This window comes from Methylobacterium sp. V23 (genome assembly GCF_002917135.1).
In the GTDB taxonomy this organism is placed as follows: Bacteria; Pseudomonadota; Alphaproteobacteria; order Rhizobiales; family Beijerinckiaceae; genus Methylobacterium.
This window is the reverse complement of the sequence record NZ_PDHT01000025.1, coordinates 47,575-70,633: the sequence shown is the minus strand read 5'-3', so window position 1 is coordinate 70,633 and position 23,059 is coordinate 47,575. Positions and strand designations below refer to the sequence as shown.

Annotated in this window: 24 protein-coding genes and 1 pseudogene; 11 read left to right on the top strand and 14 right to left on the bottom strand. The window is 69.2% G+C overall.

Annotated elements, in window-relative coordinates; translation table 11 throughout:
- Nucleotides 1-120: 120 nt before the first annotated feature.
- Nucleotides 121-1,269 carry a hypothetical protein gene (locus tag CRT23_RS27915; RefSeq protein ID WP_146056440.1) on the top strand — a complete coding sequence of 383 codons (1,149 nt, stop codon included), beginning with the start codon at nucleotides 121-123 and terminating at the stop codon, nucleotides 1,267-1,269.
- A gap of 569 nt (nucleotides 1,270-1,838) precedes the next feature.
- On the opposite strand, the gene CRT23_RS20485 is transcribed toward CRT23_RS27915, so the two are convergent.
- On the bottom strand, nucleotides 1,839-2,369 hold the full coding sequence (locus CRT23_RS20485) for a DUF2721 domain-containing protein (protein ID WP_055957059.1): 531 nt from the start codon (nucleotides 2,367-2,369) through the stop codon (nucleotides 1,839-1,841).
- 506 nt (nucleotides 2,370-2,875) lie between these two features.
- Between CRT23_RS20485 and CRT23_RS20480 the strand changes: the two genes are divergently transcribed.
- On the top strand, nucleotides 2,876-3,145 hold the full coding sequence (locus tag CRT23_RS20480; protein ID WP_103711537.1) for a hypothetical protein: 270 nt from the start codon (nucleotides 2,876-2,878) through the stop codon (nucleotides 3,143-3,145).
- Here CRT23_RS20480 and CRT23_RS27910 read toward each other — a convergent pair.
- Together CRT23_RS27910 and CRT23_RS20475 are read right to left on the bottom strand one after the other, a co-directional pair.
- Complete coding sequence (locus CRT23_RS27910) at nucleotides 3,078-3,329, bottom strand: hypothetical protein (RefSeq protein ID WP_146056439.1); 252 nt, start codon at nucleotides 3,327-3,329, stop codon at nucleotides 3,078-3,080. The genes CRT23_RS20480 and CRT23_RS27910 overlap by 68 nt on opposite strands.
- A gap of 191 nt (nucleotides 3,330-3,520) precedes the next feature.
- A complete protein-coding gene (locus CRT23_RS20475) occupies nucleotides 3,521-4,339 on the bottom strand; it encodes an FkbM family methyltransferase (RefSeq protein WP_103711536.1) in 819 nt (272 codons plus the stop codon).
- A gap of 362 nt (nucleotides 4,340-4,701) precedes the next feature.
- On the opposite strand from CRT23_RS20475, the gene CRT23_RS28560 reads away from it, so the two are divergent.
- Nucleotides 4,702-4,863: a hypothetical protein gene (locus CRT23_RS28560; RefSeq protein WP_181017405.1), complete on the top strand. Its 162-nt coding sequence runs from the start codon at nucleotides 4,702-4,704 to the stop codon at nucleotides 4,861-4,863.
- A gap of 425 nt (nucleotides 4,864-5,288) precedes the next feature.
- Here CRT23_RS28560 and CRT23_RS20470 read toward each other — a convergent pair whose 3' ends face one another.
- The 3 genes from CRT23_RS20470 to CRT23_RS20460 form a co-directional block, all read right to left on the bottom strand.
- The gene (locus tag CRT23_RS20470; RefSeq protein ID WP_103711535.1) at nucleotides 5,289-5,555 is read right to left on the bottom strand and encodes a hypothetical protein; all 267 of its coding nucleotides are present in this window, start codon (nucleotides 5,553-5,555) and stop codon (nucleotides 5,289-5,291) included.
- Nucleotides 5,556-5,723: 168 nt separating this feature from the next.
- Entirely contained in the window at nucleotides 5,724-5,906 is a 183-nt protein-coding gene (locus tag CRT23_RS20465; RefSeq protein WP_055957170.1) for a DUF3606 domain-containing protein, read from the bottom strand.
- 105 nt (nucleotides 5,907-6,011) lie between these two features.
- Entirely contained in the window at nucleotides 6,012-6,287 is a 276-nt protein-coding gene (locus tag CRT23_RS20460; RefSeq protein WP_055957053.1) for a hypothetical protein, read from the bottom strand.
- A gap of 201 nt (nucleotides 6,288-6,488) precedes the next feature.
- Here CRT23_RS20460 and CRT23_RS20455 point away from each other — a divergent pair, with 201 nt between their 5' ends.
- The 4 genes from CRT23_RS20455 to CRT23_RS20440 all read left to right on the top strand — a co-directional run bounded on the left by CRT23_RS20455 (nucleotide 6,489) and on the right by CRT23_RS20440 (nucleotide 9,511).
- On the top strand, nucleotides 6,489-7,283 hold the full coding sequence (locus CRT23_RS20455) for a transporter substrate-binding domain-containing protein (RefSeq protein WP_103711534.1): 795 nt from the start codon (nucleotides 6,489-6,491) through the stop codon (nucleotides 7,281-7,283).
- A 108-nt stretch (nucleotides 7,284-7,391) separates the two neighbouring features.
- On the top strand, nucleotides 7,392-8,054 hold the full coding sequence (locus tag CRT23_RS20450; RefSeq protein ID WP_103711533.1) for an amino acid ABC transporter permease: 663 nt from the start codon (nucleotides 7,392-7,394) through the stop codon (nucleotides 8,052-8,054).
- Nucleotides 8,055-8,063: 9 nt separating this feature from the next.
- Nucleotides 8,064-8,720 carry an amino acid ABC transporter permease gene (locus tag CRT23_RS20445; protein ID WP_103711532.1) on the top strand — a complete coding sequence of 219 codons (657 nt, stop codon included), beginning with the start codon at nucleotides 8,064-8,066 and terminating at the stop codon, nucleotides 8,718-8,720.
- Nucleotides 8,717-9,511: an amino acid ABC transporter ATP-binding protein gene (locus CRT23_RS20440; protein WP_103711531.1), complete on the top strand. Its 795-nt coding sequence runs from the start codon at nucleotides 8,717-8,719 to the stop codon at nucleotides 9,509-9,511. The genes CRT23_RS20445 and CRT23_RS20440 overlap by 4 nt, the downstream gene beginning before the upstream one ends.
- 16 nt (nucleotides 9,512-9,527) lie before the next feature.
- On the opposite strand, the gene CRT23_RS20435 is transcribed toward CRT23_RS20440, so the two are convergent.
- The 5 genes and pseudogenes from CRT23_RS20435 to CRT23_RS20415 form a co-directional block, all read right to left on the bottom strand.
- A complete protein-coding gene (locus CRT23_RS20435; RefSeq protein WP_103711530.1) occupies nucleotides 9,528-9,740 on the bottom strand; it encodes a hypothetical protein in 213 nt (70 codons plus the stop codon).
- A 169-nt stretch (nucleotides 9,741-9,909) separates the two neighbouring features.
- A complete protein-coding gene (fdhF, locus tag CRT23_RS20430; protein ID WP_103711544.1) occupies nucleotides 9,910-12,681 on the bottom strand; it encodes a formate dehydrogenase subunit alpha in 2,772 nt (923 codons plus the stop codon).
- A gap of 283 nt (nucleotides 12,682-12,964) precedes the next feature.
- The gene (locus CRT23_RS20425; RefSeq protein WP_103711529.1) at nucleotides 12,965-14,683 is read right to left on the bottom strand and encodes an NAD(P)H-dependent oxidoreductase subunit E; all 1,719 of its coding nucleotides are present in this window, start codon (nucleotides 14,681-14,683) and stop codon (nucleotides 12,965-12,967) included.
- Between the two features lie 110 nt (nucleotides 14,684-14,793).
- Nucleotides 14,794-15,117 (bottom strand): hypothetical protein, encoded by a 324-nt coding sequence (locus CRT23_RS20420; RefSeq protein ID WP_103711528.1) that lies wholly within the window; start codon nucleotides 15,115-15,117, stop codon nucleotides 14,794-14,796.
- A 91-nt stretch (nucleotides 15,118-15,208) separates the two neighbouring features.
- A pseudogene (locus CRT23_RS20415) lies at nucleotides 15,209-16,030 on the bottom strand (fumarylacetoacetate hydrolase family protein).
- 183 nt (nucleotides 16,031-16,213) lie between these two features.
- Here CRT23_RS20415 and CRT23_RS20410 point away from each other — a divergent pair.
- The 3 genes from CRT23_RS20410 to CRT23_RS20400 are packed head-to-tail and all read left to right on the top strand — an operon-like array spanning nucleotide 16,214 to nucleotide 19,239.
- Complete coding sequence (locus CRT23_RS20410) at nucleotides 16,214-16,948, top strand: GntR family transcriptional regulator (RefSeq protein WP_103711527.1); 735 nt, start codon at nucleotides 16,214-16,216, stop codon at nucleotides 16,946-16,948.
- A 60-nt stretch (nucleotides 16,949-17,008) separates the two neighbouring features.
- Entirely contained in the window at nucleotides 17,009-18,319 is a 1,311-nt protein-coding gene (locus CRT23_RS20405; RefSeq protein WP_103711526.1) for an MFS transporter, read from the top strand.
- 38 nt (nucleotides 18,320-18,357) lie between these two features.
- On the top strand, nucleotides 18,358-19,239 hold the full coding sequence (locus CRT23_RS20400) for an amidohydrolase family protein (protein WP_245436438.1): 882 nt from the start codon (nucleotides 18,358-18,360) through the stop codon (nucleotides 19,237-19,239).
- A 14-nt stretch (nucleotides 19,240-19,253) separates the two neighbouring features.
- On the opposite strand, the gene CRT23_RS20395 is transcribed toward CRT23_RS20400, so the two are convergent.
- Nucleotides 19,254-20,114: a transporter substrate-binding domain-containing protein gene (locus tag CRT23_RS20395; protein ID WP_245436436.1), complete on the bottom strand. Its 861-nt coding sequence runs from the start codon at nucleotides 20,112-20,114 to the stop codon at nucleotides 19,254-19,256.
- 89 nt (nucleotides 20,115-20,203) lie between these two features.
- On the opposite strand from CRT23_RS20395, the gene CRT23_RS20390 reads away from it, so the two are divergent.
- Nucleotides 20,204-21,538: an MFS transporter gene (locus CRT23_RS20390; protein WP_210202095.1), complete on the top strand. Its 1,335-nt coding sequence runs from the start codon at nucleotides 20,204-20,206 to the stop codon at nucleotides 21,536-21,538.
- A 137-nt stretch (nucleotides 21,539-21,675) separates the two neighbouring features.
- Here CRT23_RS20390 and CRT23_RS20385 read toward each other — a convergent pair whose 3' ends face one another.
- A complete protein-coding gene (locus CRT23_RS20385; RefSeq protein WP_103711524.1) occupies nucleotides 21,676-21,924 on the bottom strand; it encodes a hypothetical protein in 249 nt (82 codons plus the stop codon).
- 196 nt (nucleotides 21,925-22,120) lie between these two features.
- Nucleotides 22,121-23,059, bottom strand: coding sequence for a glyoxylate/hydroxypyruvate reductase A (locus CRT23_RS20380; RefSeq protein ID WP_103711523.1), 939 nt, complete (start codon nucleotides 23,057-23,059; stop codon nucleotides 22,121-22,123).

Here is a 23,059-nt window from a genome sequence, read left to right as displayed (position 1 = left end):
CGGCGCCTCCTCCACCCAGAAGGAATCACAGACACACCTGCTAAGCCAAACTTATGGGTCCAGAGCTTAGCTTTCGAAGCGAGTGTATACCCGTATTCGCAGAAAGATGCCTATTAAGCGATGGTAGAGGATTTCAGAGAGATCAGCCATTCAGATGGCAAAGTTACGTTCAGCATCACGACGGATGAGCGCGGCAGCAAGGGCTTTGGCATCAGGTGGACGCACAGTCGGCCGGTGCCTGCTGTTCTGGTCGGCATCTACGCTTTGCCGCAAGGCATACCGGTAGCCACCTTCAAGTTCGGCGGCTTGGGTCAAGGATGGGACCCCGCTCCTCCTGTAGGGTGCTTCCCAGTATTTTTATCGTCCGATAGCGAAGGGAAGTTCGGCCATAATTGCCATCGCTGCGGAGGGTATTGGCGTAGTCATGCCTTTCCTCGTGCCTGTCCCTATTGTGCCAATTTGCCAGAAGCACACCATACATTGTCGGACTTGCAGGAACGGTACGTTAGATACTACTGCGATTTGTTGAAAGACGCCCTCCATACGGTTGACAATGGGGATGTGGTTATCGATATGGATGAGGTCGCAGATGCGGCAGAGCGGGCAGTGAACAGGCCAGCCTTTTACGTCAGCGAGGAAGGCCAGCAACACCAATTTATTTGCGACAGCTGCGGGACCTTCAACGATGTATTGGGTTCATATGCGTATTGCTCTGGGTGCGGGACTCGGAACGATCTTGATAAGCTCGCGGACCGGATAGAAAAGATTCGCGTTAGCCTTTCGAAGCAGGGCGAGGCCGAGAGTTGTCTCAGGGACGCAGTATCCACTTTCGACTCGTTCATTGCACAGTATGCCAAACAACTCGTCAACTTAGTCCCAATGACAAAGGCCCGCAAATCAAGGTTGGAGAGAGGCAGGTTTTACAAGATCGATGAGATTCGGTCTATATTTGAGGGGTGGTTCGACATCCAAATCAGCAAGGGTGTGGCTAGCAGTGATCTGGCGTTTGCAGCTAAAATGTTTTTAAGGCGACATGTGCATGAGCACAACGGAGGCGAAGCTGACGCGGCTTACCTCAGCGAAAGTGGCGACAACAACGTGCGTGAAAAGCAGATACTTAGGGAAAGCGCCGGAGAGGTGCATCGACTGTTGGGATTGCTCAATAGGTTAGGCGGCAATCTGCATGCGGGATTTCATGAAATATTCCCACCACTCAACGAGCCAATCAAGGATTTCTTAGAGAGAACCCAGAGAAGCACTAGAGTCTAGTTTCTGTAGTTCTGGAGGTGGGCTGGTACTAGGGCTAACAAAGAAACCCGTTCATGCACATAAGCCGGGATGAACTTCTGCTGAGCATGATGGGTACACGAGCGCTAAGGCTCTTCAGTTCCACGTGACGTACATCCGTCGGTTCGCTGAGACAGAGGAGGAGTCATGGGTCAAGTTTAAGTGTTTATCAATGATTCTTACAATATAAAACCCAACGCAAATCGTACTTATAACTGTGCAGTGCTGCTGATGCATCAGATGCGTGCCGCGGCTCGGCGCTCAGGCTCGAGTGGCCTTGCCGGTTCCGTCTGCCTCCATATCCTCGAAGCAAGCCGATAGGGCGGCACTTTCGCAAGCGGAGGATCACCGCCAAATGTGCCCAATCATCCCGCGCGAATACAAGGTCGATCGCGAGACCAGCCTCAGTGCTCTGACGGGCGGGCCTCGGCGAGACTGACCGTAGGAAGGGGGGAGGTCAGAGCATCCGCGCGTGCGCGACCCCGGCGCTCCCCGCCTCGTCTCCTGCTCCAGCCCCCCAGCTCCAAGCCTCCAGGCGCCGGAGGATCGCCTCAGGACCGCGTCGGGACCCGGTCCTGTCCGCGTCGGTGCGGATCGTTGATGTCGCCGGCACCCTGGTCGATGCCATGCGCCAGCTCCGGGATGTCCAGAAGTTCCGTGTGGATCTGCCGGCGGATGATTCGGCCTTCCATGATGACCATGGCAGCCCCGACGATCACGAGGATGAGCCCGAGGGTCGCCGTACCCATGCTGACGAGCTTCAGGGCTTCGCTGTCCTGGAACACGAGCGAAAACCCGCCGAAGATCATCGTCGAGATCAGCAGCATGGCCGAGATGAGTCCGCAGCCGATCGCCCGGTTCATCAGTTCGCAGCGGCGCTTGTAGTTGAGGATCTCATCCCGCATGTTCGCCTTTCTGCTGTCGGAAAGGTCCGGGGATCTGAACTTCTCGATCAAGTCGCGATAGCGATCGATGGCCGCATCGTAGCGGGTCTGTAGGAACGCTACAAAGATCCAGGCCGCGAAAATAATCGAGGCAGCTGGTCCAACCGTCGTCAGCACCTTGGCAAGGTCAAGGTTCATCGAGATCCAACTTTCTTGGGGTTATTTTCTTGGGGTAACGTTCTTGGGGTCTGTCATTTGTCTCTGACACACCCTCCATCAAACCTGTCGCGCACGACCGTGTTCCCCGTCCGGGCCTGCTGACCGGCTGAGACGGAACGTCCGCTGCGGCGCCGACGACCGAGGTCGGAGCGCGGGCCTTCCCGAACGGTACCGGATGCGCCCCTGAGGCGTGGTGGAACGCGCGGGTTCGCGATGGGGCGGGCCATCCTGTGATCGCGAACCGGGGAGGGCGTGAGGTCGGCCGGGGGCCTGGGCGTGGCGAAGCCCGGCGGTCCGGCGACCGGGGCCGTCATCTGCCGGGCAAGGTCGCAGGCTGGAAGGCCTCAGGCGGATCCGACGTCGCGATGCGGGGTCAGCGCCGCCGGGCGGGCCCCCGGCGCCGTCCGCCCACCGCGCCCCCGCGATGGATCGGTTCCTGCATCGCGGATGTTTCCCGTTCTGCGTCACCGCATGAGGATGCCGCGATGTCGTTGTTGCTCGAAGCCGCCGACGATCCGGATGCGGACGATTGGGATGCGATGGCGAAGGCAGCGCGGGAGGCCATCGATCTGCGCCTGCGCCTCCGCAACGGCGAGGATGTCGCGCGTTTCTGGTCCGCCGTGGCGAAGCTCTACGCCCGGGGCCTGCCGGAGATCGCGGCCCTGGCTCCGGTGGCGGGCGTCGCCCTCACTCCGAATCCAGACCGTACTCTGCCCGAAGTGCTGCCCGCCGGCCACGCAGCGCCAGCGCCTTGATGGCATGGTTGCGGCTCGTCGTCAGGATGGCGGTCGCCGTCGCGGGCTGGGCGTCGCGCATCGTGTCGGCCAGCGCAGCCAGCTCCGACGCGGCCGCCTCCTCGGCGGCGATGCCCGCCTGGAGGGTGTCGAGCACGGCCTGCACCATGGGAATGACCTGCGGGTAGCGAACCTCATCTCTCATCCAGGGTCCCTTTCTGCCTGCATCCCGTCGCGCGCTCGAGGGGGGTCGGGCGCGGCCGGCGCGCCTGCGATCGCGCGTGTCCTGCCACAGGGTAGCGTCCTGGGCTCCGGGGGCAAGCGGGTGCGGTGGGTAAGGGTGCCGCGGCCCGGCGGTTCGGCGCCGGCTCGGGCAGGAGGGGGCGCCGCCCGGCCTCAGCGCAACTGGACCGCCTGAATGATCTCCGGCTTCGACGCATGCACCGCCACGAAATTCGGCGGCCCCTGGAAGGTCTCGTCGCGCGGGTTGTAGCTCTTGAAGGCGACGCCCCGGGGCATGACCGGCCCGAGCACGAAGCCGTGGCCGGTCAGGACGCGCCAGAAGTCGAGGAGCAGGAACTTCGCGTAGATGTTGATCATGCCGTACTCGAACTGGATCACCGAGATCCGCCCCTCGGCCAGCATGCGGGAGAAACCCTCCAGGACGAGGTGCTCGGCGCCCTCGACGTCGAGCTTGAGGAAGTCGATCCGGGCGATGGATCGGTCCGCGCAGTAATCGTCGCCGCGGATGACCCTGACGCTCTGCCGGGTCCAGCTGCCCTTGTTGATGGCGGTGCCTTCGATCAGCGAGCTCAGGCCGTCCTTGCGCGGGTTGACGTGGATCTCCACGGTGCCGGGCTGGTCAGACAGGCCAAAATCGTTCGCCACCACCCGGTCGGAACGCACGTTGGCGACGAACCGGGTGTAGGTCTCGGGAACGAGTTCGAAGGCGTGGAGCTCCGCGTCCTTGAACCGGGCCAGGCAGGCCTTCGCGTATTCGCCCTTGTTCGCGCCCACATCGAAGATGGTCTTCGTCTCGAGCCGGGCGAGCTTGTCCAGGAGCCTGTACTCGCCGTTGCTCTTCATGTCGTAGTTCAGATTGTTGTAGCTCTTCGTATAGGCATTCGCCGTGTGGTACAGAGCCCTCGAGAGCGGGCCGAGATTCTGCGAGATCAGGCGATTTACGCCTCGGACGGCACGATCCAAGAGGCTCATTCGTGGGATCTCCGAACAGATCGCAGGAGGGCGGGCGCAGCGCGCCCGGCGACCTTATGGGCCCGGTCCGGCAACGTCACGGCCCTTTTCGCGGCGCAGCGCGCGTCCGCGGGCGTCGCGCGCGCAGGGCGGCGGCCGTGATCGAAGCCCCTCAGTCTCGACCCCAACCGCTCGCGACGTACAGTTGAGCGGGTCGAGGACATCGCTTCGAGACTGCATTCGCAGGCGCAAGCCTAGTCCTGCCGCAGTTCTGCCGCAATTGTTGCTGTGCGAGGTGTGTCCTCGCAATTTTGAATAAACTTTGAAACGGTTCCGGCGCGACGGCGTTACGGACACATCCACCACTCACATCGGACATGCTCATGGCGGAACAAGCCCTGGCCACGGCGGTCGACATCACGACCGCAGAGGGCAAGCCCAAGCGCGACTACCTGACCCCCATCGTCCTGGGGGCGCTCGCCGTGATGGAGTTGGGATGGGTCGGGCTGTTGGGCTGGGGCGCGCTCTGGCTGGTCGGCGCTTAGCCGCGGGCGCTCACCGGCGCCTCGTCGGGCCAGAGCGGTGCGCGTGCGGCCAGTTCCAGGACCAGCGCAAAGCACGCAAGATGGATCGTGACGTAGGCGAACATGGCGTCTTGCGCTTCCTCTCCGCGCACGGTCGGCGCGGCTGTGCAGTATGCTGCAATGAGCAGGAGAAATGCGCAACGTGTATTGCGCGATCAAACCTCTGAAAGTGCAGGCTGTGCTTTTATGACAACCCTAACAAACTTTTGATGGTGGATTGCTGGCCCGGCGCAGCGTGAATCCAACACATCGGCGTGATCAAGACTCTGTCAGGACTCGGACCGGTCGCCGTCCGTCCGCGGAGGTCGGGGGCGGCGGGAGCCTGGTCCTGGCAAGACTTGTCCCTCCAGGTGCTGGCCCCCGCCCGAATGGGACATCCGCCGGGCTCAGTGCCGCGTGCCGTCCGTCGGGTCTGGGACGGGTTCGATCCCGAGGGCCTCGCTCAGGGGGAACTCCAGCACGATCTCGCCGGTCTCGTCCTCCACGAACAGCACCGCGCGCAGGAGCTGCGGGTCGCTGTCCGCGCCCTGGAGAAGCTGCTGGGCCAGGATCTGGGCCGCCGTCCAGGCGGCGTCCGGGCTCGCCAGGTCCCGGCCGTCCGGGTCCACCACCACATCGTCCCCGATATGCGTATGGAAGAAGTAGCGTGGCATCGAAACCGGCTCCCGTCGGGGGCAGCGAGCCGCGCGCGTGACCCGCGCGGAACACCCGGACTCAACATGGGGACGCGCGTCGGCGCAGGGCAGGGGGGCGTGGGCCGATCGCGAGCGCTTCATGCCCGGGCTCGCGCGTCACGTCCGGGCTCGCGCTTCACGTCCGAGCTAGCGCTTCTTGCCCAGTTCGGCCGCGATGTCCTTCGTCATCCGGCCGACCTTGCGGTGGGCGGCGGCGAGTTGGTCCTGAGTGACGCCCCAGCGCTTCATCCAGAACTCCACCGCTTTGCGCTCCGAGAGGTCGAGGCGATCCTTGTCGATGAAGCCGCGTTTGTCCTTGAGACCAGCCATGAGCATTCCCGTCCGCGCGGCCGCCGGGCCGCGCGGAACCGATATGGGGTGGGGGACCGGCCCGGGCGAGTCTGCGGCGCGCGATGGCGCGCGCCGCGTCGCGCCTCAGCGGGTGGGCGCGCTCGTGCCCTTGCCGGCGGCGCCCGGCGAGGCGCCCGATCCGGCATCGTTGGCGCCGGTGCTGTTGGAGGTGCCGGACCGGCTCTTGTCGCCCGTCGAGGGGCCGCTGCCGGCCGCGCCCGGGGAGGAGCCGGCGCCGGCATCGTTCGGGCCGGTGGTGTTCATGGTCCCGGACTTGGTGGTGCCCGAGCCACCCTCGGCCGCCAGGGCGACCGATCCGAGGGCGAGGGTACCGGCGAGGGCGAGGGCGAGGATCTTCATGGCATTTCTCCCGATTGTTTGGCGTGACTCACGCTTTCGTCAACGCCACGCTGCCGTGCAAAGTTCGGGATGAGGCGGGGACGAGACCCGGCCGACGGGAGCGCCGAGGCCCCATCGCTGTGGACAGGCCGGCATCCGTCTGGCGTGCTGCACAAAAATTGCACAGGCAGGGGCACACGTTTCCGGAAAGTCGATTCACCGATGCCGCTCACCAAACGCCGCCTCCTCGTCGCCCTCGGGCTCGGAGCCGCCCTGCTGTCCGCCGCGGGCGCGCAAGCGCAGGACGCGCTGGCCGAGATCACCCGGACCAAGGTGGTGAAGATCGGCATTCCCACCGATTACCCGCCGTATGGCTTCGTCGGCCTCGACCTGCAGCCCATGGGCCTCGACGTCGACATGGCCAACCTGATCGGGGCGAAGCTCGGCGCCAAGGTCGAGCTGGTGCCGGTGGTGAGCGCCAACCGGATCCCCTACCTGCAGACGAAGAAGATCGACCTCATCGTCTCGACCCTCGGCAAGAACGAGGAGCGCATGAAGATCATCGACTTCAGCGCCGCCTACGCGCCGTTCTACCAGGGCGTGTTCGCCCTGAAATCGACCAGCATCAAGAGCTTCGACGACCTCGCCGGCAAGTCCGTGGCGGTGACCCGCGGCGCCATGGAGGACGAGATGCTGGGTAAGGTCGCGCCGGCCTCGGCCCAGATCCAGCGCTTCGAGGATCAGGCCGCGACCACCGCGGCCTTCGCGGCGGGCCAGACCCAGGTGATCGCCACCAGCGTCTCGAATATCGGCGTGCTCAGCCGCAAGAACCCGAGCCTGGGCGTCGAGTACAAGCTCCTTCTGCGCGACAGCCCCTGCTTCGTGGGAATCGCCAAGGGCGAGGACGCCCTCCTGGCAAAGGTCAACGCGATCGTGCTGGCCGCCAAGGCGGACGGGACCCTCGAGGCCCTGTCGCAGAAATGGCTGAAGCGCGGGACCGGCGACCTGCCGCTCTGATCCGCCGCGCCGAGCGGTCCGCCCTGGCGCGGGCCGCTCGGCGAACGCTGCCCGCCGGGTCGCTCCGCCACCAAAACTCCCTCCGCCACCAAGGCGCCCCCCACCACCATGCCGCTGCAGCTCGATTTCACGAGTATCCTGGTCCAGTGGCCGCTGCTCCTGCGGGGCGCGGCCTGGACCGTGGGCCTCACCGCCGTGGCGACGCTCCTGGGCGCCGCCCTGGCGATCGCCTGCGCCTGGGCGCGCTCCGGTGGGCCGGCGCCCCTGCGCTGGCTCGTGGGGACCTATGTCGAGCTGATCCGCAACACGCCCTTCATCGTGCAACTGTTCTTCATCTTCTTCGGCCTGCCGGAGATCGGCATCCGCCTGTCGCCGGCGACCGCCTCGATCCTGGCCATGACGATCAATCTCGGGGCCTACGCCACCGAGATCCTGCGGGCGGGCATCGAGGCGACGCCGCGCGGGCAGATCGAGGCGGCCGAGAGCCTCGCGCTCACCCGGGCCCAGATCTTCACCCGGGTGGTGCTGCCGCCGGCCCTGCGCAGGGTCTGGCCGGCCCTCGTCAGCCAGATCGCCATCGTCATGCTCGGCTCGGCCGTCTGCGGCCAGATCTCCACCGAGGAGCTGAGCTACGCCACCAACCTAATCCAGAGCCGCAACTTCCCCGCCTTCGAGACCTACATCGTCGGCACGCTCGCCTATCTCGGCCTCGCGATCCTGGTCCGGACCCTGCTCAACTGGGCCGGCCCGCGCTTCCTGTTCGGCCGCTAGGACATCGCCATGCCGGACTTCACCCTCTGGGACATCCTGCGCAACCTCGCCCTCGCGGCGCGCTGGACCGTGGCCCTCTCCCTCGCGGCGTTTCTCGGCGGCGCGGTGGTCGGGCTCGGCCTGCTGCTCGTCCGGCTCGCCGGCGGGCCCTGGCTCGGACGCGCCGTCGGCGCCTACGTCCAGCTGTTCCAGGGGACGCCGCTGCTGATGCAGCTGTTCCTGCTCTATTTCGGCCTCGCGGCGGTCGGGTTCGACACCTCCGCCTGGCTCGCCGCCTGCGTTGCCCTCACGCTCTACGCTTCGGCCTACCTCACGGAGATCTGGCGCGGCTGCGTGGCGGCGATCCCGCGCGGGCAGTGGGAGGCCTCGGCGAGCCTCGCCCTCAGCTTCGGCCAGCAGTTCCGCCACATCATCCTGCCCCAGGCCCTGCGGATCGCGGTGGCGCCCACGGTCGGCTTCCTGGTGCAGGTGGTGAAGGGCACGGCGCTCGCCTCCGTGATCGGCTTCGTCGAGCTGACCAAGGCGGGCGGGATGATCGCCAACGTCACCTACGAGCCGATGCTGACCTATGGCTGCGTCGCGCTGCTGTACTTCGTGCTGTGCTTTCCCATCAGCCTCTCCGCCCGCCTCCTCGAAAGGAAACTCGCGATGAGGACCCCCGCATGAGCGCCGCCCCGAACGCGACGCCGGCCGGTGCGGGCCAGCCCCACACCCAGGTCGGTGCGCCGATCCTGCGCATCACCGCCCTGCGCAAGTCCTACGGCACGCACGAGGTGCTCCGGGGCATCGACCTCGACGTGGCGCGGGGCGAGGTGGTGGCGATCATCGGCAAGAGCGGCTCGGGCAAGAGCACGCTCCTGCGCTGCATCAACGGTCTGGAGGTGTTCCAGCACGGCTCGCTGATCGTCGACGGCCGCCATCTCCTGCACGACAACCCGAAGGCCATGCGGGAGCTGCGCCAGGGCGTCGGCATGATCTTCCAGAACTTCAACCTGTTCCCGCACCTCTCGGTCGGGCGCAACGTGATGCTGGCCCCGCACCTCGTGAAGCGGCGGCCGGGGCCGGAGAACGCGGCCCGCGCCCGCCAGCTCCTCGCCCGGGTCGGCCTCGCCGAGAAGTTCGACGCGATGCCGGACAAGCTCTCCGGCGGTCAGCAGCAGCGGGTGGCGATCGCCCGGGCGCTGGCCATGGACCCGGCGATCCTGCTCTGCGACGAGATCACCAGCGCCCTCGATCCGGAGCTGGTCGGCGAGGTCCTGCGCGTCGTGGAATCCCTCGCCGAGGAGGGCATGACCTTGCTGATGGTCACCCACGAGATGAGCTTTGCCCGCAAGGTCGCCGACCGGGTGATCTTCATGCACCAGGGGCTCGTCCACGAGATCGGGCCGCCGGCCGAGATCTTCGGCGCACCGCGCAGCCCGGAGCTGCGCCAGTTCCTGTCCTCGCTGCAGGACTGAGGGCGCGGGGCCCGGCTCAGGCCGCCTGGGCGGGCTCGATATCCTCGCGCGAGGGCTCGTAGGCGCACCAGTGGCAGTAGCCCTTGTCGGCGACCTTGGGCGCGTTGCGCTGCGAGCAGCGGGGGCAGACCAGCACGGACAGCGTCTTGCCGCGCAGGCGGGCGAAGCCGCGGCCCCGGAAGGTGACGGCCACCGACTCTCCGGCATGGGAATCAGGGCTGGGGGACATCGGAGCTCCTCGGATCGCGGTGGACGAGGACCAACGGCCAACCTCCGCATCGGTTCAGGACTGTCCCCAGGCGGATGCCGACCCGACCCTCCAAAAAGAGGGGCCGGAGGCGACGCCGGGGAGCGTCGCCTCCGGCCCCCGGCCGTCGCGTGGTGCGGTGAAGCCCGCCTTATTCGGCAGCGATCTGCCGCGGCCGGACCGCCTCGACCCGGGCGGCGCAGAACTTGAACTCCGGGATCTTGCCCATGGGATCGAGGGCCGGGTTCGTCAGGAGGTTGGCGGCGGCCTCGGCGTAGCAGAACGGCATGAAGATCATGCCCACCGGCACGTCGCGGTCGGACCGGACCTTGAGCTCCACCGCGCCGCGGCGGGTCTCCAGGCGCATGGTGTCGCCGGGCTCGAGGCCGAGGCGGTAGAGCTCCCGCGGCGCCATGAAGGCCACCGCCTCCGGCTCCAGGGCGTCGAGGACGCCCGAGCGCCGGGTCATCGAACCGGTGTGCCAGTGCTCCAGCACGCGGCCGGTGGAGAGCACCATCGGGAACTCGGTGTCGGGCACCTCGTCCGGCGGCACGATGTGGGCCGGAACGATCTTGGCCCGTCCGCTCGCCGTCGGGAAGCCGGCGTAGAAGATGATCTCGTTGCCGGGCTGGTCGGGACCGTCGACCGGGTAGGTCACGGCACCCTCGCGCTCCAGCCGCTCCCAGGTGATGTTCTTCAGGGAGGGCATCACCTGCGCCATCTCGGCGAAGATGTCGGCCGGACCCGTATAGGTCCAGTCGAGGCCGAGGCGGCGGGCGAGCTCCTGCAGGATCCACCAATCCTGGCGGGCGTCGCCCGGCGGCGGCACGACGGGCTTGGCGATCTGCACGCGCCGGTCGGTGTTGGTGAAGCTGCCCGCCTTCTCGGCGAAGGCGGAGGCCGGCAGCACCACGTCGGCGTGGAAGGCGGTCTCGGTCAGGAACAGGTCCTGCACCACGAGGTGGTCGAGCATCGCCAGGGCGTGCCGGGCGTGGTTGAGGTCGGGGTCCGACATCGCGGGGTTCTCGCCCTCGACGAACATGCCCTTGATCTCGCCCGCGTGGATGGCGCGCATGATCTCGACCACGGTCAGGCCGTTCTTCGGATCGAGGGACTGGCCCCAGAACGTTTCGAACAGGTCGCGGACGGTCTCGTTCTCCACCGACTGGTAGTCCGGATAGACCATCGGGATCAGGCCGGCATCGGAGGCACCCTGGACGTTGTTCTGGCCGCGCAGCGGGTGCAGGCCGGTTCCGGGGCGGCCGATCTGGCCCGTGGTAAGGGCGAGCGCGATCAGGCAGCGCGAGTTGTCGGTGCCGTGGACGTGCTGGCTGACGCCCATGCCCCAGAAGATGATCGAGGCCCGGGAGCGGGCGTAGAGGCGCGCGACTTCGCGCAGGGTCTCCGCGTCGATGCCGCAGACCGGGGCCATCTTCTCCGGCGTGAACTCGACGATGCGCTCCTTCAGGGCCTCGAAGTTCTCGGTGTACCCGGCGATGTACTGCTCGTCGTAGAGCTTCTCCGTCACGATGACGTTGAGCATTGCGTTGAGCATCGCCACGTCGGAGCCCGGCTTGAAGGCGAGGTGCTTGTAGGCGTGCCGGGACAGGACCTGCCTGCGCGGATCCATGATGATCAGCTTGGCGCCGCGCTCCTTGACCGCGTTCTTGATGAAGGTCGCGGCCACGGGGTGGTTCACCGTCGGGTTGGCGCCGATGATGACGATGACCTCGGCATCGAGGGCCGCCGAGAACGGAGCCGAGACGGCGCCGGAATTCAGGCCCTCCATCAGGGCCGCCACCGAGGAGGCGTGGCAGAGCCGGGTGCAGTGGTCGACGTTGTTCGAGCCGAAGCCGAGGCGCACCAGCTTCTGGAAGAGGTAGGCCTCCTCGTTCGAGCCCTTGGCCGAGCCGAAGCCCGCCAGTGCCTTGCGGCCGACCGTGTCGCGGATGTGCTTGAGGCCGCCGGCGGCGCGCTCCAGCGCCTCGTCCCAGGTCGCCTCGCGGAAGTGGGTCCAGGGGTTGGCCGGATCGACTTGGTCGTTGGCGTCCTTGGCCACGTTGTCGAGGCGGATCAGGGGCTTGGTCAGCCGGTGGGGGTGGTGGACGTAGTCGAAGCCGAAGCGGCCCTTCACGCAGAGGCGGTTCTGGTTGGCCGGTCCGTCACGCCCCTCGGCGTAGACGATCTTGTTGTCCTTGACCTTGTAGGAGACCTGGCAGCCGACGCCGCAATAGGGGCAGAGCGAATCCACCTCGCGGTCGGGATAGACGGTGCGGGTCTGGCTGTCGTCGAGGTAGGCCGCGGGCATCAGCGCGCCGGTCGGGCAGGCCTGGACGCACTCGCCGCAGGCGACGCAGGTCGACTGGCCCATCGGGTCGTCGAAGTCGAACACCGGCTTGGCGCTGGCCGAGCGGTAGGCCATGCCGATGACGTCGTTGACCTGGACCTCGCGGCAGGCGCGGACGCAGAGGTTGCACTGGATGCAGGCGTCGAGGTTCACCCGCATGGCCGGGTGGCTCCAGTCGCCCTCCCAGCGCTGAGCGGCCGGGAAGCGGCTCTCGGTGACCTCGACATGGTCGGCCTGCGCCCAGAAATGCGAGGTCGGATCGTGCGAGATCTCCCGGGCCGGCTGGTCGGCGACGAGGAGCTCCATGACCATGGCGCGGGCCTTGGTCGCCCGCTCGGAGGCGGACTTCACCTTCATGCCGACGCCCGGCACCCGCTTGCACGAGGCGGCGAGCACGCGCTCGCCCTCGATCTCGACCATGCAGGCGCGGCAATTGCCGTCCGGCCGGTAGCCCGGGGCGGGCTTGTGGCAGAGGTGGGGGATGTGCGTGCCAAGGCGCTGGGCGACGGCCCAGATCGTCTCGCCCGGGGCCGCCTCGACCTGCTGCCCGTCGAACTCGAAGATCACGCCCGGAATACCGGCCGGCATCTCCTTGAGGCCGAAGGTGCCGCTCGGGGCCGGACCCGCCTGGCCGCCCGACTGGGTGCCCTCGGAATAGGTGCTCCCGGCGCCCGGGTTGGCGCCGTCCGCCTTGCCGCCCGCATCCTGGGGGCCGGTCGGGGTGGTGGCGTGGGCTCCGCTGAGACCACTGTTCTGTGTGCCGCTGCTCATGGTTCCGCTCCAGTCATGGCGCAGGAAAATCGGGGTCGGGCCGCTGCCGCGAGGGGGGCAGCCGCACCGTCGGGTCGGGGACGGATCGCTATTCGGCCGCGATCCGCTGCGGCGACGGGAACAGGTCCGGGAAGTACTTGATCACGGTGGTGAGCGGGTTCGACGCCGCCTGGCCCAGGCCGCAGATCGAGGCGTCGCGCATGCACTGCGAGAGTTCGCCGAGGAGATCGGTGTCCCACACGTCGTTCTCCATCATCACGCGCGCCTTCTGCGTACCGGAGCGGCAGGGGGTGCACTGTCCGCAGGACTCGTCCTCGAAGAACCGCATCAGGTTCAGGGCCGCGCCGCGCACGTCGTCCTGGTCCGACAGCACGATGACGGCGGCCGAGCCGATGAAGCAGCCGTATTTCTCGAGGGTACCGAAATCGAGCGGGATGTCGTCCATGCTGGCCGGCAGGATGCCGCCCGAGGCGCCGCCGGGCAGGTAGGCGGCGAAGCTGTGCCCGTCGCTGATCCCACCGCAATATTCCTCGATCAGCTCGCGGATGGTGAGGCCGGCCGGGGCGAGCTTGACGCCCGGCTCCTTCACGCGGCCCGAGACCGAGTAGGAGCGCAGGCCGACCCGGCCGTTGCGGCCGTGGCCCTTCCACCACTCCGCGCCCTTCTCGACCAGGTCCCTGACCCAGTAGAGGGTCTCGACGTTGTTGATGAGCGTCGGGCGGTTGAACAGGCCGACCTGGAACGGGAAGGGCGGCTTGTGCCGCGGCAGCCCGCGCTTGCCCTCCAGGGACTCGATCAGCGAGGATTCCTCGCCGCAGATATAGGCGCCCGCGCCCCGGCGCAGATGGATGCGCGGGCCGCCGGCCGGAAGCCGGGCGATCTCGCGGGCCAGGATCTCGCGGGAGATCGGGTACTCGTCGCGCAGGTAGATGTAGACGTCGGCCGCCTCCACCACGTGGGCGCCGATCAGCATGCCCTCGAGGAAACGGTGCGGATCTTTGTTGAGGTAGAGCTGGTCCTTGAAGGTGCCGGGCTCGCCCTCGTCACCGTTCACCGCCATGAGGCGGGGACCGGGCTCGCCGCGCACCGAGCGCCACTTGCGCCCGGTGGGGAAGCCGGCGCCGCCGAGGCCGCGCAGGCCGCCGTCGTCGAGGACCTGCAGGATGGCGTCGATGCTGAGCTCGCCCGCGCGCAGCCGGTCGAGGACGGCGTAGCCGCCGCCCGCCCGGTAGGCGTCGTAGTCGGGATAGGCCGGCAGGTGGGCATGGGTGTCGCCGGCCTGGACCGCCGCCGTGACGCTGGCGACGTCGGCCTTGTGCAGGAAGTTGTGGCCGACCTCGACCGCCGGGGCATGGTCGCAGAGCCCGACGCAGGGCGCGCGCACCACGCGCACCCCGCTGCCGAGGGTCTCGCGCAGGGCTTCCAGCAGCGGCTCGGCGCCGAACATCGCGCAGGTGAGGCTGTCGCAGACGCGCACGGTGAGGGCCGGCAGGTCGGCATCGCCATCCTTCAGCACGTCGAAATGCGCGTAGAACGTCGCCGTCTCGAACACCTCGGCGAAGGCTAGGCCCATCTCGTCGGCCAGAGCCGCCAGGTGAGCGGCGCTGATCTGCCCGTAGGTGTCCTGGACGAGGTGCAGGTGCTCGATCAGCAGGTCGCGCTGCCGCGGCCGATCGCCCAGCAGGCGCTCGATCTCGACCTTGGCCACGGGCTCGACCTGCCGTCCCTTGGGAACGGGCCTGGCCCGATTACGTCCCTTGCCAGGGTGCTCGAAGCGGCGAACCTCGCCGATGTCATGCGCGCTCATGCGTTCATCCTACCCCTTTGGTATTCAAAATACCAGATTCTGCGCAGTGTTCTTATAGGCCTCCCCATAGCAGCACATGAGAAAAATTCGGAAGTGAAATTGGTCGCGCGTCACTGGCCGCCGAACGCACGGAGCGGCCGTCCGGCTTCCGAGCGCTGAACGAAGGACGGTGGAGCACCGGCCGGCAGTGCGGCGAGGCGGGGGCCGACCACGGCGTTGATCTCGAGCTCGAACGCGTCCAGGGCCTCGTTCACCCGCGCCACGGCGGCCGCATCGAGGGATTCCGCCTGCGGACGGTCAAGGCCGGCCCCGCGCAACGCGTTCCGCACCGTGTCCAGCAGCTCGGGCGTCAGCGGCGGGGCCGCCTCGTCGGCGTAGCCCCGAGCGACGATCTCGGCCCAATCGGCTGTGGAAGAGGTGTGGGATTCTGTCATCGCTGCGGCTCCAAGTCGCGAGTGTCGGAGCATCAACGCGCGGCGCGGCCATTCAGCCGCGCCACGTCGTCATCGCGGCAACGACAGGCTGTCAGGCCCGGTCGGTGATGCGGATCGACAGGTCCGGCAGGCCGGCGATCTGTCCGAGGAGCACGTCGCCCGGCACCACCGGCCCGACATTCTCCGGCGTGCCCGAGTAGATCAGGTCGCCGGCCTTCAGCTCGAAGGCCTCGGACAGGTTGGCGATCTGCTCGGCCACCGACCAGATCATCTGCGACAGGTCGGCGTCCTGGCGGACCTTGCCGTTAACGCTGAGGCGGATCGCGCCGCGCTCCGGATGACCGATGGCCGAGACCGGATGCAGGGGGCCGATCGGCGCGGCGTGGTCGAAGCTCTTGCCGATCTCCCAGGGCTTCTACTGGTCGCCCATGCCGCGTTGCAGGTCGCGCCGGGTCATGTCGAGGCCGATCGCGTAGGCGTAGACGTGGTCGAGGGCGGCCTCCTTCGGAATGTTGCGGCCTCCCGACCTGAGGGCGGCGACCAGTTCGAGCTCGTGGTGGTAGTTCCGGGTCAGGGACGGGTAGGGATGGTCGGCGACCCGATCGACGGGCACGACCTGGATCGCGTCCGTGGGCTTCTGGAAGAAGAACGGCGGCTCGCGCGTCGGGTCCGACCCCATCTCGCGGGCATGGGCGGCGTAGTTGCGCCCGATGCAGTAGATCCGCCGCACCGGGAACACCTCGGCGCTGCCGACGATGGGGATCGTCACCTGGGGCAGGGCGAACAGCGGCCGGGGCGTGGCGCCGCCCGAGGCCGGCTCGGCTTCCTCGGCCGTCGCCCGGCCGGACAGGAGAGCGCTTCCGGCGGCGGCCGCTGCCGCGACCCTGAGGGCGTTGCGTCTGTTCGTGGTCATGAGCCGATGCCTCGTGGTGAGCCGTGATCGCGCTGTCGCGCGTCCCTTCCAACGCGCCGCGGCCCGGCGCGTCCCGCGACCGGGAGCGATCCGCCCGGACGGCGCTCGGCGCGATCCTGCAGGGTGGTTGACAGCCGGCAGGGGTATATGCTTCATAATTCATATAGATGAATAGAGGACTGTATGTCACTCCTGGCTGACGCCGATCCGCGGTTGTCGCGCTACCAACAGCTGCGGGACGTCATCGTGGCTCGCATCGTCGACGGCTCCTGGCGGGCCGGCGACGCGATCCCGACGGAGGCGGAGCTGTCGCGGGAGGCCGGCATCGCTGTCGGGACCGTGCGCAAGGCCATCGACCTTCTCGTGGCCGAAGGCATCCTCGATCGGGTCCAGGGCCGCGGTACCTTCGTGCGCCGCCCCTCCCTCGACCGCTCCCTGTTCCGCTTCTTCCGCCTGACGGATGGCGATGGGCGCCAGGCGGTACCCCAGGCCCGCATCCTCTCGCGCAGCCGGGCGCCGTGCCCGACCGAGGCGGCGGAAGCCCTCGGCCTGCCCCCCGGCGCGCCGGCCCTCCGCCTGGAGCGCCTGCGCCTCGACGGGGCGACGCCGCTGCTGGCCGAGGAGATCTGGCTGGCGCCGGACCGGTTCGCGCCCCTGGAAGACCTCGCCCCGGACGCTTTCGGCGACCTGCTCTACCCGCTCTACGAGCGCCTGTGCGGCGAGGTCGTGGCCATGGCCGACGAGACCCTGACCGCCTCCGGCGCCTCGCCCGCACTCGCCGCCCGCCTCGGCCTCCCGGCCGGCGCCCCCGTCATGGTGATCGAGCGCATCGCCCGGGGCTACGACCGGCACCCGATCGAGTGGCGCCGCTCCCACGGCGCCGCCGAGCGCTTCCGCTACCGCGTCGAGATCCGCTGACGCCCGACCATCGTCCCGGCAACCCGCCTCGAAGAGCGGAGCGCATGAGGAAACGCCGCCATGTTGGACTGGTACCGCTCCGGCACGCCGACGGAGCGCAAGACGTTCTGGGCCTGCTTCGGCGGCTGGGCCCTCGATGCCCTCGACGTCCAGCTCTTCTCGCTGGTCGTGCCGACGCTCCTCGGCCTGTGGCAGATCAGCAAGGCCGAGGCCGGGCTGATCACCAGCGTCACCCTGGTGGCCTCGGCGCTGGGCGGCTGGATCGGCGGGGCGATCTCGGACCGCATCGGCCGGGTCCGCGCCCTCCAGGCGATGATCCTGTGGTTCGCCCTCGCCACCGGCCTCTCGGCGCTCGCGCAGGACTACACCCAGCTGCTCGTGCTCAAGGCGCTGCAGGGCCTCGGCTTCGGCGGCGAATGGGCCGCCGGCGTCGCCCTGATGAGCGAGGCGATCCGGCCGCAGCATCGCGGCAAGGCGCTCGCCAGCGTGCAGAGCTCCTGGGCCGTGGGCTGGGGCGCCTCGGTCGGCGTGTTCACCCTGGCCGCGGCGCTGCTCCCGCCGGACATCGCCTGGCGCGCGGTCTTCGCCGTCGGCCTCGCCCCGGCGCTCCTGGTGGTCTGGGTGCGCCGGAACGTGCCCGAGCCCGGGGTCGTGCCGGCGGCGCCGTCGCACGGCGCCGGTCCGCGCCCCTCCGTCCTGACGACCGCCCTGTCGATCTTCGCGCCGGAGCACCTGCGCGTCACCCTGGTCGGGCTCCTCCTCGGCACCGGGGCCCATGGCGGCTACTACGCGGTGACGAGCTGGCTGCCGACCTACCTGCGCACCGAGCGCGGCCTGTCCGTGCTCGGCACCGGCGGCTACCTCGCGGTCATCATCGTGGCGTTCTTCTGCGGCTGCCTCGCGGCCGCCGCGTTGCTCGACCGGATCGGCCGGCGCCTGACCGTGGGGCTCTTCGCCGCCGCCTGCGTGGTGGTGGTGCTCGCCTACGTGTTCCTGCCCTTCGGCGACACCGCGACCCTGTTCCTCGGCTTTCCCCTCGGCTTCTGCGCCGCCGGAATTCCGGCCTCGCTCGGGGCGCTGTTCTCCGAGCTCTATCCCGGCGGCCTGCGGGGGACCGGTGTGGGCTTCTGCTACAATGCCGGCCGGATCGTCTCGGCGGGCTTCCCCGTCCTCGTGGGCCATCTCAGCGAGCGCATGAGCCTCGGCGCCGCCATCGGGATCGATGCGGCCGTCGGCTACGGCCTCGTGGTGCTGGCGGTGCTGATGCTGCCCGAGACCCGCGCCAAGGACCTCGGCGAGACCGCCGCCCCGCGCGCCGTCGCGCTCCCCGGGGCCGCCGGCCGGCGCCTGCCGCAGAAGGCCACGCCATGACCCTGACGCGACGCCTCTTTCAGACGGGAGCCTTGTCCATGGTGGGCGGATCGGTGCTGGCGCGGCGGGGGGCGGCGCAGGATGGGCCCGAGACCCTGCAGGCGGTCGACACCCACGCCCATGTCTTCCGGCGCGACTGGCCCCTGGCCGATACCCGCCGCTACGCGCCCGGCTACGACGCCACCCCCGAGGACTACCTCGCGGTGCTCGACGCGCACGGCATCGCCCAGGCGGTCCTGGTCCAGCCGAGCTTCTACGGCGACGACAATCGCGGCCTGCTCGACGCCCTGGCCCGCGCGCCGCAGCGCCTGCGCGGCATCGCGGTGGTCCGCCCCGACGGACCGCCCGAGACCCTGAAGGCCTTCGCCGCCCAGGGCATCGTCGGCATCCGCCTCAACCTGATCGGTGTCGCCGACCCGGATTTCGCGGCGCCGTCCTGGCAGCGGCTCCTGCGCAGCGTGGCCGATCTCGGCTGGCAGGTCGAGGTCCAGGCCGAGGCCCGGCGCTGGCCGAGCCTGCTGCCGCCCCTCCTCGACAGCGGCGTGCGGGTGGTGGCCGACCATTTCGGCAAGCCCGATCCCGCCCTCGGCATCGACGATCCGGGCTTCCGGCACCTCCTCTCGGCGGGGCGGACGGGCCGGGTCTGGGCCAAGCTGTCGGGGAGCTACCGCAACGGGCCGGGCGAGACCGGCGAACGGATCGCCCGGGCGGCGCTGCCCCTGCTGAAGGACGGTCTCGGCCTGGAGCGCCTGGTCTGGGGCAGCGACTGGCCGCACACCCAGTTCGAAGGGGTCGCCTCCTACGACCGGGTCCGGGCCCAGCTCGACGGCTGGCTGCCCGACCCGGCCGAGCGCCGCATCGTCCTGCAGGAGACGCCGCGGGCCCTGTTCGGACTGCCGGCCGGGCGGGTCCCGACGTGAGGGACGCGCGCCGTTCAGGGCGCCGGCGGGGCGACGACCGCGTCGGCCTGCCCGCTCGCCGCCAGGGCCCTGGCCACGAAGCCCGAGGCCTTCTGGGCCTCGATGAAATCGCGCAGGGCCGCGGCGACGCCGGGCCGCGCCTTCGGGCTCGCCACGGCCTGCTCGATCACCATGAAGCGGCCGGGCAGGATGCGCAGGCCGGCATGGTCGCGCACGTAGGTCTCCAGCGGCTGGCGCACCGAGGCCAGGACCTCGGGCCTGTCGCGCAGGAACAGGGTCAGCGCCGCGGCCGAGGTCGGCGCATAGACGCGCTCGGCCGCCATGAGGTGGCGCCCGAGATAGAGGTCGTAGGCCGTGTTGCGGCCGACCGCGATGCGGATGCCCGGCCGGTCGACCTCTGCATTGTCGGTGAGAGGCGACTCGTCCCGGACGAGGTAGGCGCCCTCGATGATGACGTAGGGCGGGCTGAACGCGATGCTCTGCCCCCGCTCCGGGTCGATCGCCAGGAAGGCGACGTCCCAGCTTCGCGCGCCGCCGAGGGCCGCCACGACGGCGCCCGCCGTGTCGAAGGTCTCGAACGCCACCGGCAGGCCGAGCCGGCGGCCGAGTTCACGGGCGAGCTCCGCCGAGACGCCGGCCGGCTGGCCGTCGCTGCCCCGCTGCGCCAGCACCGGGTTCCCGTAGTTGATCGCCGCCCGCAGCGTCCCGGTGGGGGCGATCGCGGCAGGCAGGGCGGAGGTCGGGTCGAGGGCCATGGCGGTGTCCTTCAGGGGCGACAGGAAAAACGCGAGGGCAGTAAGGCGCAGGGCGATGTGGCCCAGGGCGGCGAGGATCGTCCGCCGCCGCCCGCGCCGGTCCCGCAAGGCCGTCTTCACGCATCCGTCCATCCGGCCCTCGCAGCGGGGCGCCGGGCCGGCGCATCCGCCCCGGCCACCCGATCCCCGATTGTCCCGGAGCCACCACGATGAACGCCATTCCCGTACGGCCCGACGCCCCGCCCGACGAGGCGGTGGTCATGCGCAAGGTCGGGCTCCGGCTCGTGCCGTTCCTGATCCTCTGCTACTTCATCGCCTATATCGACCGGGTCAATGCCGGCTTCGCCGCCTTGACCATGAACGAGGATGTCGGCCTGAGCCAGGCCATGTTCGGCATCGGCGGCGGGCTGTTCTTCCTCGCCTACGTGCTGTTCGAGGTGCCGAGCAACATCGCCATGGAGCGCTTCGGCGCCCGGGTCTGGATCGCCCGCATCATGGTGACCTGGGGCCTCGTCGGGGCGGCGATGGCCTTCGTGACCGGTCCCTGGACGTTCTATCTCGGCCGCTTCCTCCTCGGCGCGGCGGAGGCCGGGTTCTTCCCGGGCGTCATCCTGTACCTGACCTACTGGTTCCCCAAGGCCTACCGCGCCCGGATCGTCGCCACCTTCATGGTGGCGATCCCGCTCTCGAGCTTCCTCGGTTCGCCGCTCTCCGCCGCCCTGCTGCAGATGGACGGCATCGCCGGCCTGCGGGGCTGGCAGTGGCTGTTCCTCATGGAGGCGGTCCCGGCCGTGCTCCTCGGCCTCGCCGCCCTGGCGCTGCTGCCGAGCCGTCCGGCCGACGCCGCCTGGCTGACGCCCCGGGAGCGGGCCTGGCTCACCGACCGCCTCGCCGCTGACCGCGGCGGCGGCGCGAGCCCGGTGGCCGACCACCTGCCCCTGTGGAAGGTGCTGTCGAACAAGTACGTCTGGGCCCTGGCACTGATCTATTCCGGCAGCTCGGCCACCAGCAACGCCCTGTCCCTGTGGATGCCGCAGATCCTCAAGTCGTTCGGCCTGTCGAACCTCGAGACGGGCTTCCTCAACATGATCCCGTTCGGCATCGCCTCGGTGTTCATGATCCTGTGGGGCCTGCGGGCCGACCGGTCGGGGGAGCGGGTCTGGAGCACGGCGCTGCCGCTCGCCGTCACCGCCGCCTGCCTGCTCGCCACCTCGCTGACGAGTTCGCTGACGGTGACGCTGGTGCTGCTCAGCCTCGTCCTGATGGGCAACTACGCCATCAAAGGCCCGTTCTGGGCACTGGCCACCGAGTGGCTCTCGGCGGGCACCGCCGGGGCCGGGATCGCGGCGATCAACACCCTGTCCCACCTCGGCACCGGCAGCGCGACCTGGCTCCTCGGCGTCATCAAGGACGCGACCGGGAGCTTCCCCCTGGCGCTGCTGCCCCTGGTGTTCCTCACGGCCTCCGGCAGCGTCATGGTGGTGGCCCTCGGGCGCGCGGCCCGCAGGCGGGTCGGCCTGCGGGAAGCGGCGGGAGTGTCCTAGTGCGGGGGTGTCCTCGAGCTTGTCGGGGATCGGTCGGAACCGGTGATCCCGAAGAGACAAACGCCGAGACCGGAATTGAGGGTCTGTCTGGCTCAGGATGAGCCTGACAGACCCTAGGGCCGGCCGGGCCGACGGGACTACTTCTTGCCCTGGCTGTGGCCGTGGGCGTGGCCGTCCGTGTCGGAATGCAGCGGCTTGCCGTCAGGACCCTTCTCCTGCGCCTCCCGCACCCGGGGATCGTCGCTGTGGTTCGGTCCGCCGGAGACGGAGCCGAGGTTCGGCTTCACCTGCTCGGGGTTCGACGCGTTGCCGTGTCCGTCGACGGCGAGGGCCGGGGCCGCCGCGAGCAGGCCGGCGGTGAGGAGGGCGAACATCGTGGTCTTCATCGGTCTGTCTCCAAGGTCGAAGCGGCGTGGGCCGCTTCGAAGCAGGAGATAGCCAAGCCGTTTGTCTCGCCCGTGCCGCCCCTGTGACGAAGCATGTCAGCGTCCCGCCCCGCGGCGCGGCCCTGTCGCGGGGCTGCGGGCCCCCGGTCTCCGGGCGAGTCCGCGGCTGATGCGCGTGACCGGGATGCGCAGCCTGTCAGTAGCCGCGCGTCCGGTCGATCCCCGCCGGCGCACGGCCCGTGCGGCGGAACTCCGCCACCGCCTCGGCGACGAGCGCGGCGGCCGAGGCCATGTGCGTCGGAGCCGCGACGTGGGGCAGGATCGTGATCGCCGGATGGGTCCAGAGGCGGTGATCCGGCGGCAGGGGCTCCTCCGGGAACACGTCGAGGATCGCGTGGCCGAGGGCGCCCGTCGCCAGGGCCGCGAGGAGATCGTCCTCGACGACGTGCGCGCCGCGCCCGAAATTGACCAGGGCGGCGCCCGGCGGCAGCTGGCGGAACGCGTCGGTCTTCAGGATGCCGCGGGTGTCGGGGGTCAGGGGCAGGAGGTTGACCAGGATGTCGGCCGTCGCGAGGCTCTGCGCGAAGCCGTCCGCGCCGCTCGCGACCGGAATCGCCCCGTGCGCGGTGCCGGACCGGCTCCAGCCCCGGACGGGAAAGCCGAGGGCGTGCAGGAGGTCGGCCGCGGCTCGTCCCATCTCGCCGAGGCCGAGGATCGTCACGCGGCGCTCACCGGCCGGGCGGACCGGGTGCTGGCGCCACGTCCCCGCGCGCTGCTGCGCGGCATAGAGCGGGAAGTCGCGGTGCAGGTGCAGGACCGCCGCCGCCACCGCCTCCGCCATGGCGCGCGCCAGGGTCGGGTCGATGAGGCGCCGCACGGGCACCTCGGGCAGCGTGTCGTCGAGGACGAGACGGTCGACGCCGGCCCAGAGGCTCTGGATCCAGCGCAGGTTCGGCAGGCCCGCGAGGGACCCCAGCGGCGGGTTCGCCACGATGGCGATCTCCGCCGCGCCCACCGGGGCACCGTCGGAGACGGACGCGATTCGCTCCCCCGGCATGGCTGCGCCCAGGGCCTCGCGCCAGGCTGCCTCTTCCGCGGTCGGAAGGCTGGTGACGAGAAGGAGGGGGGAGGGCAT

What these genes read in the sequence shown, in the direction of transcription:
- CRT23_RS20435 (WP_103711530.1), bottom strand. Translation starts at nt 9,740, where the DNA reads ATGTCCCCCAGCCCTGATTCCCATGCCGGAGAGTCGGTGGCCGTCACC.
- CRT23_RS28560 (WP_181017405.1), top strand. Translation starts at nt 4,702, where the DNA reads ATGGCGGAACAAGCCCTGGCCACGGCGGTCGACATCACGACCGCAGAG.
- CRT23_RS20470 (WP_103711535.1), bottom strand. Translation starts at nt 5,555, where the DNA reads ATGCCACGCTACTTCTTCCATACGCATATCGGGGACGATGTGGTGGTG.
- CRT23_RS20390 (WP_210202095.1), top strand. Translation starts at nt 20,204, where the DNA reads ATGAACGCCATTCCCGTACGGCCCGACGCCCCGCCCGACGAGGCGGTG.
- CRT23_RS20425 (WP_103711529.1), bottom strand. Translation starts at nt 14,683, where the DNA reads ATGAGCGCGCATGACATCGGCGAGGTTCGCCGCTTCGAGCACCCTGGC.
- CRT23_RS20385 (WP_103711524.1), bottom strand. Translation starts at nt 21,924, where the DNA reads ATGAAGACCACGATGTTCGCCCTCCTCACCGCCGGCCTGCTCGCGGCG.
- CRT23_RS20400 (WP_245436438.1), top strand. Translation starts at nt 18,358, where the DNA reads ATGGTGGGCGGATCGGTGCTGGCGCGGCGGGGGGCGGCGCAGGATGGG.
- CRT23_RS20485 (WP_055957059.1), bottom strand. Translation starts at nt 2,369, where the DNA reads ATGAACCTTGACCTTGCCAAGGTGCTGACGACGGTTGGACCAGCTGCC.
- CRT23_RS20420 (WP_103711528.1), bottom strand. Translation starts at nt 15,117, where the DNA reads ATGACAGAATCCCACACCTCTTCCACAGCCGATTGGGCCGAGATCGTC.
- CRT23_RS27910 (WP_146056439.1), bottom strand. Translation starts at nt 3,329, where the DNA reads ATGAGAGATGAGGTTCGCTACCCGCAGGTCATTCCCATGGTGCAGGCC.
- CRT23_RS20405 (WP_103711526.1), top strand. Translation starts at nt 17,009, where the DNA reads ATGTTGGACTGGTACCGCTCCGGCACGCCGACGGAGCGCAAGACGTTC.
- CRT23_RS20410 (WP_103711527.1), top strand. Translation starts at nt 16,214, where the DNA reads ATGTCACTCCTGGCTGACGCCGATCCGCGGTTGTCGCGCTACCAACAG.
- CRT23_RS20455 (WP_103711534.1), top strand. Translation starts at nt 6,489, where the DNA reads ATGCCGCTCACCAAACGCCGCCTCCTCGTCGCCCTCGGGCTCGGAGCC.
- CRT23_RS20445 (WP_103711532.1), top strand. Translation starts at nt 8,064, where the DNA reads ATGCCGGACTTCACCCTCTGGGACATCCTGCGCAACCTCGCCCTCGCG.
- CRT23_RS20380 (WP_103711523.1), bottom strand. Translation starts at nt 23,059, where the DNA reads ATGCCCTCCCCCCTCCTTCTCGTCACCAGCCTTCCGACCGCGGAAGAG.
- CRT23_RS27915 (WP_146056440.1), top strand. Translation starts at nt 121, where the DNA reads ATGGTAGAGGATTTCAGAGAGATCAGCCATTCAGATGGCAAAGTTACG.
- CRT23_RS20465 (WP_055957170.1), bottom strand. Translation starts at nt 5,906, where the DNA reads ATGGCTGGTCTCAAGGACAAACGCGGCTTCATCGACAAGGATCGCCTC.
- CRT23_RS20460 (WP_055957053.1), bottom strand. Translation starts at nt 6,287, where the DNA reads ATGAAGATCCTCGCCCTCGCCCTCGCCGGTACCCTCGCCCTCGGATCG.
- CRT23_RS20475 (WP_103711536.1), bottom strand. Translation starts at nt 4,339, where the DNA reads ATGAGCCTCTTGGATCGTGCCGTCCGAGGCGTAAATCGCCTGATCTCG.
- CRT23_RS20440 (WP_103711531.1), top strand. Translation starts at nt 8,717, where the DNA reads ATGAGCGCCGCCCCGAACGCGACGCCGGCCGGTGCGGGCCAGCCCCAC.
- CRT23_RS20480 (WP_103711537.1), top strand. Translation starts at nt 2,876, where the DNA reads ATGTCGTTGTTGCTCGAAGCCGCCGACGATCCGGATGCGGACGATTGG.
- CRT23_RS20450 (WP_103711533.1), top strand. Translation starts at nt 7,392, where the DNA reads ATGCCGCTGCAGCTCGATTTCACGAGTATCCTGGTCCAGTGGCCGCTG.